This is a genomic window from Amycolatopsis sp. NPDC023774 (genome assembly GCF_040639695.1).
In the GTDB taxonomy this organism is placed as follows: domain Bacteria; phylum Actinomycetota; class Actinomycetes; order Mycobacteriales; family Pseudonocardiaceae; genus Amycolatopsis.
Genome location: NZ_JBFAAJ010000070.1, coordinates 1 through 10,441 on the forward strand (window position 1 = coordinate 1; position 10,441 = coordinate 10,441).

The 10,441-nt window shown below is 65.7% G+C and carries 8 protein-coding genes; all 8 read left to right on the plus strand.

Features of this window, described 5'->3' with window-relative positions:
• The first annotated feature begins 235 nt into the window (after positions 1-235).
• Positions 236-580 carry a hypothetical protein gene (locus AB0F91_RS46150; RefSeq protein ID WP_360608706.1) on the plus strand — a complete coding sequence of 115 codons (345 nt, stop codon included), beginning with the start codon at positions 236-238 and terminating at the stop codon, positions 578-580.
• Entirely contained in the window at positions 573-1,745 is a 1,173-nt protein-coding gene (locus tag AB0F91_RS46155; protein WP_360608708.1) for a putative T7SS-secreted protein, read from the plus strand. The genes AB0F91_RS46150 and AB0F91_RS46155 overlap by 8 nt, the downstream gene beginning before the upstream one ends.
• A 2-nt stretch (positions 1,746-1,747) precedes the next feature.
• Positions 1,748-2,131: a DUF6188 family protein gene (locus tag AB0F91_RS46160; protein ID WP_360608711.1), complete on the plus strand. Its 384-nt coding sequence runs from the start codon at positions 1,748-1,750 to the stop codon at positions 2,129-2,131.
• 221 nt (positions 2,132-2,352) lie between these two features.
• Positions 2,353-3,003 carry an NUDIX domain-containing protein gene (locus AB0F91_RS46165; RefSeq protein ID WP_360608713.1) on the plus strand — a complete coding sequence of 217 codons (651 nt, stop codon included), beginning with the start codon at positions 2,353-2,355 and terminating at the stop codon, positions 3,001-3,003.
• Between the two features lie 409 nt (positions 3,004-3,412).
• Positions 3,413-4,915, plus strand: a complete 1,503-nt coding sequence (locus AB0F91_RS46170) for a DUF3375 domain-containing protein (protein ID WP_360608715.1) — start codon at positions 3,413-3,415, stop codon at positions 4,913-4,915.
• Positions 4,908-5,579, plus strand: a complete 672-nt coding sequence (locus AB0F91_RS46175) for a DUF4194 domain-containing protein (RefSeq protein WP_360608717.1) — start codon at positions 4,908-4,910, stop codon at positions 5,577-5,579. The genes AB0F91_RS46170 and AB0F91_RS46175 overlap by 8 nt, the downstream gene beginning before the upstream one ends.
• Positions 5,576-8,920, plus strand: a complete 3,345-nt coding sequence (locus AB0F91_RS46180; RefSeq protein WP_360608719.1) for an SbcC/MukB-like Walker B domain-containing protein — start codon at positions 5,576-5,578, stop codon at positions 8,918-8,920. Before AB0F91_RS46175 ends, AB0F91_RS46180 begins: the two co-directional genes overlap by 4 nt.
• The gene (locus AB0F91_RS46185) at positions 8,917-10,155 is read left to right on the plus strand and encodes a Wadjet anti-phage system protein JetD domain-containing protein (protein ID WP_360608721.1); all 1,239 of its coding nucleotides are present in this window, start codon (positions 8,917-8,919) and stop codon (positions 10,153-10,155) included. Before AB0F91_RS46180 ends, AB0F91_RS46185 begins: the two co-directional genes overlap by 4 nt.
• Positions 10,156-10,441: the final 286 nt, after the last annotated feature.

Below are 10,441 nucleotides of genomic sequence, written 5' to 3' on the forward strand. Positions count from 1 at the left end.
TGAGCCTGGACCCCACCGGCGCCGGCCGCAAACGCTGGACCATGCGCTGGAAACCCGCATTGAACGCCTTCGAGATCGCCTTCGACGGCCGCCTCGCCGCCGGACGCAAGTAGTTCACTCAACCCGAGTTACACCGCTCGTTTGACAGACCCCACCAGGAAGGCACGTTTCTTCTGAGAGTAGTCGGGGGCTTGCCGACGGTATGGGCACAGAGGATGATGCACGAGTACTGTGAGTGTTCGAGGGGGCCGTTTCAGTGGTGGATGGGCCGGGGTTCCATGTCGATGTCGACAAAGTGGCTGAGGCCGGAAGCGGAATCAGCCGCAGTGTCACGGATCAGCAGGGGTTCCAGCTTCGCAGTCTGTGCGGTGACGCGGAGTTGTATGGGCATCAGGGTGTGCACGATGGGCTGATGGACTTCTGCGTGCGGTGGTCCGACGGCCTGGACATCCTGACCGACGACGCCGACAAGATCGGCGACACCCTGACCAGGGCGGCGAACGCCTACCGCGGAATCGACGATGCATCAGCCCGAACCCTGCGGATCGATCCCGGACAGCAGGCGGTCGAGGGTGGCTGAACTTGGCGAAACCCAGGATCCGGTGGCTCTGATTCCGGGCAAACCGGAGGCGATTGAAGAGAACGCGCGCGTCCTACAGGCGCGCGCCGGCGAAGCGGGTAATGCCGCCGACGGTCTCAAGGCGATCGACACCGGCGCCTGGCAAGGGCCCGCCGCGTCAGCGTTTCACGACAAATTCTCCTACGAACCCGGAAAGTGGTACGCAGCAGCCGACTCCTTGCAGTCCGCCAGCGGGGCGCTCAACGACCACGCCAGCACGCTGCGGTGGGCACAAGCACAGGCAGCCGAGGCCATCTCGCTGTGGAATCAAGGCCAAGCCACAACCCAGCAAGCCAAGGCCTCCCACGACCATGCGGCTGCGCAGGCCGCAGCGAACAACCAGCCCCCACCACCCTTCACCGACCCGGGTGAGCCACAGCGTCAAGCTGCTCGCGACGCGCTCAACCGAGCCCGCGCCCAGCTCACGGACAGCGGCAACATCACCGCGCAGACACTGCGCGACCGTGCAGGTCAGGCACCACAGAAATCCAGCTGGCTCGACGACGTCGGAGACACACTCGCACAAGCCGGCGCAGATGTAGTCAACGCGATGGCATCTGCGGGGAACGCCATGCTCAACCACCCGCTGGATACCCTCACCGCCGTGGGCGGTATCGGTCTCACGGTGATCAGCAGCGCCGGGGAAGGCGTGGGCGGACTCTTGGACGCGACCGGCGTGGGGGCGATCGCCGGTGTGCCGCTGAACATCGTGTCCGCAGCCGGCATCGCGGCCGGGGCGTCGATGACGGGCGCTGCCGCCATAGATTTAGCAGGTCACGCCGCCGGCGACGACCACGTCGAACCCGTCAAACCCAACAGCAGCAGCGAGAGCGCGGGAAGTTCCACCGCGGACTCCTCCCCGCCAGCGGGGGCGCAGGACGGCTGGTCTTCACGAGCATCCAATAACGGCAAAGGAACCGTGTGGCAGAAACCTGGCTCCTCCGGTGACTCGAATTCTGTCCGCGTCATGGAACCCGGAGCAGATCCGCGGTACCCGAACGGCTACGTCAAGTTCACGAACGAACACAATCAGCCTGTTAAGCTTGACGGCAAGCCGGGGTCCAGGGCCGAAACGCACATCCCGCGCAACCCAGATGGATCGTATCCGACCCCGGAAGGATGGTAGCCATGAATCTTGGCCTCGAGGGAAAGAAGCTACTCTCCACAACGGTTGAGTACAGCGCAGTCCTGCACTTCTCCGACGACTACACGGCACGAATCGAGTCACCATTTAGCTTCAGATCGACAGGGAAGAAATATGATCTTTCCCCTGACAGTGATCCACAAGAATCTTTCCAGCCGATGGCGATTTTGCTTCATCAGGCCGTAACTAGGGCCGAGGCAGACGATTCTGGCTCACTGAGCCTTGTGTTCGATAACGGAGCCACGATCCACGTGGAGCCAGACGACGAATACGAAGCATGGACAGTGTCAGGACCCGACGGATTCCTGGTCGTCTCGATGCCTGGTGGAGAACTCGCAACCTGGGAAGCGAAGACCGATTCCCCTTGAGTGAACTGATGTGAAATGTAATTTCACTTCAGGTCGCATGGAAGGATGCTAAGGGATGTTTCGCAACCCGGTGCCATGGGCAGGCTGTCAATCATGTTTTACTGTGGTGCGGACGATCAATCGGACACGGGGTCACCGTCGGAGAGCCCCACCGATTCCTTCTGGCTTACAGACTAACGGCAACTTCAGCCGCAACCCGCCGCTCACCCGCGAGAACAACCGTGAACCTGATCGACGTTTTCAACGACCGCTACGAGCCCGTCGGCACCGAGGACAAGGCGGCCGCCCACGCCAAGGGCCTGTGGCACCGCACCTTCTCTGCGCTCGCCGTCAACCCCGCCACTCAACGTGTCATCCTCCAGAAGAAGGCTCCGGGCCGGTACGGCTTCGACCGGCCCGACTACGCCGACATCACCGTCGGCGGCCACTACCAGGCCGGCGAGACGATCCCCGACGGCGTGCGCGAGGTTCAGGAGGAGCTGGGGTTGTCCGTCGCGTACGGCGACCTGCACCCGATCGGCCTGCGGCAGACCGCCGTCACCCTCGCTCCCGACTACATCGAACGCGAGTTCCAGCACTGGCACCTGATCCCTCTCGCCGTTGCATTGGAAGACATCCCGCTCGCCGACGCCGAGGTATCCGGCCTGGTGGACATCGCCCTGGACGATGCGATCAGGCTCGCCGACGGGAACACCGACACTGTGCCCGCCCGCTACGCCACCCGCACCGACACCGGCCTTGAATACAGGGAGGCCACGTTGACCACCGCTGACTTGATCCCCAACTACCTCAAACTCGATCAGCTCTACCTTCGCCTGTTCGTCGCTGCGCACCGGTTCTGCGCAGGCGAACGTGCGCACCTGTTCTGGTGAGAGCTGGGACCGACCTGTGCGGATCGCTGATCATCGAGGCTGCCGAGGCTCCGATGTTCACCGCTGGGGACGTTGAGCGCGTCGGCATCCGCGGTTGAGCTGTTCGAGGCGTTCGAAGTCCTTCGTCACCACTGGTGTCTGGTTCTCGACCCCACACTGCCTGGGCGGCGTTGGTCTCCACCAGGCCGTCGCGATCGATTCCCCGCCGTGTAGGTCTTGGATGATCGGGGCGGTGCGGGCGGTGTTCAGCTGGGCCAGCGGCGGGAATGGGCCGGGATCAGCCGCATCTACCTTCAACTTCCTCGATCTCACAGGGCGCCTGTTCGGGGAACGCGATTGCTGCGCGGACACGAGTGGCCGTAATCGAGGAAGCTGACTGCGTTGCGCTCGCGTCCTACACTACGTGGTGATGGGTACACGAGGCGTAGAAGGCGCTTACCAGGGCGCGCTCCGGGCGTTTCAAAACCCGATGCTGGCCCTGCTTCACCAGACACACGCACCGTTCGTGGTGACGGTCCTGGCGATGGTGTTCAACGCGGAGCGGCCGATGGTGGCCGTGGCGGACTCGCACGCAGAGATCAACGACGCCCTTGACCAATTGCGGGCTGCGGGTTATGGCGACGAGGACAACCAGCCGCTGCCTGCTGGGAACGCGCGAGACCTGTGCAGGCAGTGGGTGCAGGCGGGGTGGCTGGTGCGGCAGGTGTCCGACGACGACGTCGAAGTGTACCGGCTGTCCGCGTATGGCGTCGGTGCGCTCGAGGTCGCCGGGCGGGTTGGTGGAGTGCGGACCAGGGTGTCGGAGTCCCGGGTCAGGACGTTGCTGGAGGCGATCGAGCGGCTTGCGCAGGACACCGATCCGGACGCGACGGCCAGGATGGCGCGTCTCCACGAGGAGATCCAGCAGCGTCAGAAGGAGCTGACTCGGCTCGAACAGGGCGGTGAGGTCGACTCCGTCGAGGACGAGCAGTTGCTTGAGGCGGCCGAGAATGTGCTGCACCTGGCGCGGGAGCTGCCTGCGGACTTCGCTCGTGTGGCGGAGTCGATCAAAGTCATCCAGCGCGACGTCGTCGCCGAGTTGCGGCACGACGTGCGGCCGACCGGGGAGGTGCTCCGCGAGTACCTGGCCCGGGGCCAGCGGATCCTGGACGCGACCCCGGAAGGCCGTGCGTTCGCGGGGGCGTTGCGTCTGATTGGCGACCCGGCGCAGATCGATGACCTGTGGAGCCGGCTGCGCACGGTGCTACGGCACCGGTTCACCGATCTGCTGGCGGAGCAGCAGCGGAGGGAGCTCACCGAGATCTCGCGCCGAATCGAACAAGGCGTCAAGGAGGTGCTGACCGCGCAGCGGCAGGCATCCCATGTGATCACCACCCAGGTCCGCAACCACGATCCGATGCGCGACCGCCAGGTGGATGAGCTACTGAGAGACGTGATGTCCGGTTTCCATAAGTGGGTTCCCAGATCACGCCGCGGCGAGGCCATCGAACCGCTCCGTCGCCTTCCGGTGGCCGACGTCGGGCATCTGCGGCAACGGATGAACGACCTGCGGCCACCACAACCGCCCACGCCGCTGCGGGAATGGGACGAGGCCGAGGATGTACCGACTGCGGATACCCGGGCATGGGGTGGCCCCCGATACGCCGAGCTGCGCGCGCACTTGGCGGCGTTCGCGGGCGATGCGGAGAGCGTGGATGTCGCGGCGGCGTTCCGCGCGGCGGTCGAGGATATCCAGCGGCCGGTCGACCTGCTCGGCTTGCTGGAGATCGCCCATGACGCCGGAATCACCGAGACGGCCGAGGTCGCGGTGGTCGACACGGTCCGGCCCGACCGGACCCGTCGCCGGTTCGCCCTCGGCGGAGTGGTGGCGGCGAACCCGGCGAGCGCAGACAGGAGCGATGCTGATGAGTGAGTCGGAGGGCGCCGACGACGGCTGGTCGGCAGGCACGGCTGCCGGATTTATCGCCCCGGTCTCGATGGAGGACGATCCATCCGAGTTGTTCGCCGGCGACGCCGGCACGCTGGATGCCGACGTGCGGCGGGTGCTGGTCCAGTTGTTGCGGCGCAAGTTCCTGTTGGCCGAGAAGAACTCGGCGCAGTGGCGCACGCTGTTGGAGAACCAGCAGATCCTCGAGTCGAGACTGCACGACATGTTCGTGCGGCTGGTGGTCGACCATGAGCGGGGTGTCGCCTACAAGCAGCAGGTGCGGTCGGTGGAGCTGGACGTGCCGATCTTGCTCAAAGACGACCCCTACAACCGGGCCGAGACCTTGGTACTGGTGCACCTGCGGACCGTCTTCCAACGGGAACGCGGCGCGGGCGAGACGTCCGCTCGAGTGGACATCGAGGAGCTGGAGCAGACCGTGCTGACCTACTTCGGCCCCAACGACCACAACATGGCCCGCGGCCAACAGGAGATCCGCAACGCCGTGCAGCGACTGGTCACCGAAGGACTGCTCACGGAGGAATCCGCAGGCCGGTACCGGATTACCCCGATGGTGGAGGTCGTGCTGAACACCGCGAAGCTTGCTGAACTGGAGCAATGGTTGCGCGAACGGAACGAGGCCACGGCGTGAGCATGATCGACACGCTGTTTGGGCTGATTCCGGCAGCGTCGCGGGGCCAGCAGTGGGTGGCGCGGGACCTGCAACTGGTCAACTGGGGCGGCTACGACGGATACCACTACCTGCGACTCGCACCCGGCGCAACGCTGCTCAGCGGAGGCTCCGGATCGGGCAAGTCGACGCTGATGGATTCCTACATCGCGTTGCTCATGCCGCACACGACTCCCTTCAACGGAGCGTCCAACGGCGGCGTGGTCGGCAGGCCCCGGGGCAAGGACCAACGCAACATCCTGTCCTATGCGCGCGGCAAGCTCGACGAGTCCCGGACCGACGGCGAGACGACGTCGCAGGTACTACGCGGAGACGAACGCGACACCTGGTCAGCCATCGCGATGACCTGGGCCGACCACACCGGTGCCGAGTTCACCGCGCTCCGAGCCTGGTACGTGCCCTCGTCCGCTCGCAGCCTTGACGACGTCGTCGCGGTGCGCGCCACCTGCGACGACGGATACCAACTGCGAGAGCTGGAGGGCCCGGCTGTCGCCAAGTTCGGCCGTGTCGAAGTCGAGGCGACCGGCTTGACCTGCTTCGGCACCGACCGGGATTTCACCGCGCGGCTGCACACCGCGCTCGGCATCGGCGCCGCGGGTGACGGGCACAAGGCGGTCGCTCTGCTGGGTCGGATCCAGGCCGGTCAGCAGATCACCACCGTCGACGCTCTGTACAAAACCATGGTCCTCGAGGAGCCGTCCACACTGGCCACCGCGGACGCGGTGGTGCAGCAGTTCGATGAGCTGTCTGGCACCCGGGCCAGGATGATCGTCGCCCGCCAGCAGGTGAAGGCGTTGACGCCGATCCGCGAACACCGGCGCACCATCGACGACGCGGTGGATCGATTGCGCCTGATCGACGAGGTCGGATCGTTCACCGATACGTCATCCCCTGCCGCGTTGTGGCGTCATGAACGCCGGCTCGACTTGCTGCGCGCAGCCGAAATGGATCTGTCCCGGCGGCACCGCCGGGCCAAGGAGGAACTGTCGGAGACCATCGCCTTGGTCAAGGCAGCCGAATCGCAGCGCGAAGGGGTGGCTGCCACGCTGCGCGCCTCCGGCGGTGACCGCCTGGACACCGCACTCCGGGAGATCCGCAACGTAGAGCAGCGACTGGGCGACGTCGAACGTGCGCGGGAACGACTGGATCGGGCGCTCGCCACGATCGACGCCACCATGTCAACCGGCGATGACTTTGCTGCGCTGGTCGAGACCGCACATCGGTTCGTCGCCGACTCCGACGCGAGGAAAACTGCTCAGAACCAGTTCGCCGAGGCCATGGCGGAAAAGAAGGAAGCCGAACGGGGCCTCGAGAAGTGGCGCGTCGAACACGCGGCGGTCAAGGCACGGAAGGGCAACATTCCGACGGAGCTGCACACGGCACGTGCGGTCTTGGCCAAGGCAGCCGGACTCGACCCGGAGCAAGACCTGCCGTTCGTGGGTGAGCTGATCGAGGTACGAACGGAGTTTGAGCCGTGGCGTGAGGCATTCAACCTGGCGCTCGGCGGATTCGCCACACGAATGCTGATCGACCTCGGCAGGCTGGGCGCATTCCGCGAGGCGATCAACTCCGTCCCGACCGCCCGGCGGGTCCAGTTCGAGGGTGTGCGAACCGGCCTGCGCGACGAGGTGGGTCTGGACGGAAAGACGCTTCCCGGCCGGCTCGACTATCGCCCATCGCCGTTCACCGCCTGGCTGAAGAGTGAGCTCGACCGCCGGTTCGACTTCGTCTGCGTAGAGACCCCTGCACTGCTGGCGCGCCACTCCAAAGCCCTCACGATCACCGGCCAGACATCCGAAGGTGGCCGGGGTGCCCACGGTGGGCAGGGTCGCCCCAACATGCTTGGTTTCACCAACAGCCGGCTGCTTGCCGACCTCGGCAACCGCATCGACTCGGCGGAGAAACGTCTCGACGCCGCCGCCGCGTCGGTGTCGCGAGCGGTTAACAGCCTTGACCTGCTCGAAGACAGGCGCGCGGCCTACCGGATCCTGACCGAGTTGTCTTGGGACCAGGTGGACGTCGAGTCGGTCAAGGCAGAACAGGACCGCTGGACCCGCGTCGTCGAGGAGGTCCGCCTCGACAATCCAAAGATAGACCAGCTACAGCAGCAGGTCGACGACCTCAAAGAGAAGGTCAGGGAACTGACCGAGCGCGTCGGCCGGCAGAAGGACACCGCGAAGGTGCTCGGTGAGTCCTGGGAGTCGACCGCCGACGAGGTGGACCGCGCCCAGTTGGCACTCGACACGGCCGCAGAGACAGGCGCCGATGTCAGTCAGGAACACCAGGCATACCTGGAGGCGCTATTCAACAGCCCCGACGATGCCGCGTCGGCAGGGGCCCTCGCGGAGTTCGACGCGGCAGTGAAACGGGCCACCGAGCGGCTCCGCACCGACCGGCAGTCTGCGGCGGACACGATCGGCCGGTCGAAGAAGGCGCTGCTCGACACGTTCTCGACGTTCCTTGAGCGCTGGCCGAACCCGAACCTCGGCGTCGACGCGGACGCCTCCTACCGCGACTTCGACCGCCTGCTCACCGATCTGGAAACCAGCGGTCTGCACGAGCTCGAGACCGAGTGGCGGGACAGCCTGCTCAAACTGTCCGGCAACGACCTGACCGGCCTGGACAGCGAGCTCGCCGCCGCTGTCCGCGAGATCCGCGACCGGATCGACCCGGTCAACAGCATCCTCGCCGAACTGCCGTTCGCGGATGACGGCCACCGGCTGCGTATCGACCCCCAGGAGAGCCACTCCACGGTGCGTGCCCGATTCCGCAGGGAGCTGCGCGACGTACGTGCCTTTATCGACCAGGCGGCAACCGACGACGACCGGGAACGCGCTTATCACCGGATGGCCAAGGTGATCGACCGCATCCGACGCACCGCGCCGGACTTCGCCGACCTCGTCGACGTGCGCAACCATGTTCGGATCAGTGCCGAGAAACGCGATCTCGACGGTGGGCACGTCGCCGTGTACGACCACATCGGCGAGAAGTCCGGCGGCGAGTCGCAGGAGCTGGTCGCGTTCATCGTCGGCGCCGCGCTCCGGTACCAGCTGGGCGACGCGGGCGCCGCACGCCCCCGCTACGCGCCGGTGTTCCTCGACGAGGCACTGATCAAGGCGGACGCGCACTTCGCTGGCCGGGCTATCGGCGCGTGGCGCGGCCTCGGTTTCCAGCTCATCATCGGTGCCCCCAACGACAAACACAGCGCGATCGAACCGCACGTAGACGCGGAATACCTGATCCTCAAAAACTCCCAGGGCCGATCCTGGGCGAAGCCCCTAGTCGGTGTTCCGGACGCATGAGCTCACTCGTCACCCCGCAGGACGCCGTCGCAGTCGTCCGCCGCAAGATCGATCAGAAGTGGGCAGAAGCCGTGTGCGCGGAGCACGACATCGGTGACCAGGTCGTGTTCTCCGTCCCACTCCGCCCCGGTGTGTCGACGGGCAAAGCCGTCGAGCAGCTCGGATACGCCACCTGGCACGAGTGGCACATGCGGTGGCGCGAGTTCTCCGACCAACTCCCCGCCGGCGTGGAACTCGTTCGCAAAGCTGTGACCATTCGCGGAGTCGCGAGCGATTTCCCCGCAACGCTCGTCGCGGATCTCAACGGCGCCGTGTCGCTGGTAGCCAACACCCGTCACGCTGCTGAGTCTCCCACTGCGGACTTGAACCGCGCCCGTGCTCTCGCGTCGGCGCTGCGATCCGCCGGTGCAATCCTCACCTCGGCCACACTTCGGGCAGTCTCCCGTCTTCGAGTAGCCGACGTGGAGGTGCTGGTCCGCGCTGTGACCTGGTTACACCAGCACCCCGACGCCGGCGCATGGACGCTGCGGCAACTTCCGGTCCCCGGGATGCACACCAAATGGCTCGAAACCTACGGCACTCTGCTGCGCGACGTCGCCGGACGCGACGTTCGGGACGAAGTCCGGCCCCGGCTGACCGTCATGCACCTGACCTATGCCGACCCTGAGCACGCTGCACCGGGCCGCCGCCGGCACGACGCCTGGACCACCGGTGACGTACACGACATCGCCTACCAGCCACGCATCGTCCTCGTCGTCGAGAACCGCGACTCACGACTCTGGTTCCCACCAGTGAAGGACACGATCGTGGTCGAGGGCGGCGGCAAGGCCGCAGCCGCGCTGCTCGCGAACGTGCCCTGGATCCGCGCCGCAGACCACGTCATCTACTGGGGCGACATCGACGCTGACGGGTACGCGATCCTCAACCAGTTCCGCGCCGCGCTGGGTGAGCTGGCCCCGGGCGGAGCATCGGCGAAGTCTGTCGTCTTCATCCTCATGGATGCCAGCGATCTGGACCGTTACGCCCAGCACGGCGTCAACCACGACAAAGCCGGCCGTCTCATCAAGCCGTCACCGGTGACCCTTCCGCATCTGACCGAAGCCGAGACCACCGCGTACAACACCATCGCAACCTCGGGCCCTACCCCGTTCCGCCGAATCGAGCAGGAAGCCATCCCCCTCACCCACGCCGCCACCCGACTACAGGAAATCGTGGAAGTCCAGGACCGCGCGTGATCGGCTCAGGGCACTCCTCTGCGCAAGGAGGCAAGGGACGAAGGGGCGGCCGAGGCATACCAGTAAGCACAACAGCAAGCACGTGATCTACAAGGGAGACCTGCGGCTGAAGATTACTGTGGGGCGTAGCCACGAGCACTGCTGCTTGGCGTGCGTTCGTGCAGGTCGGCGTGGATACGGGACGTGCCCGCCTAGTGGTCTGTGTTTGAAGTGGTCTGACGGTTGACCTTCTTGAGGATCTCGTCGGCGGTTTTGGTCCAGATGAAGGGGTGGCAGCGTTCGTTCC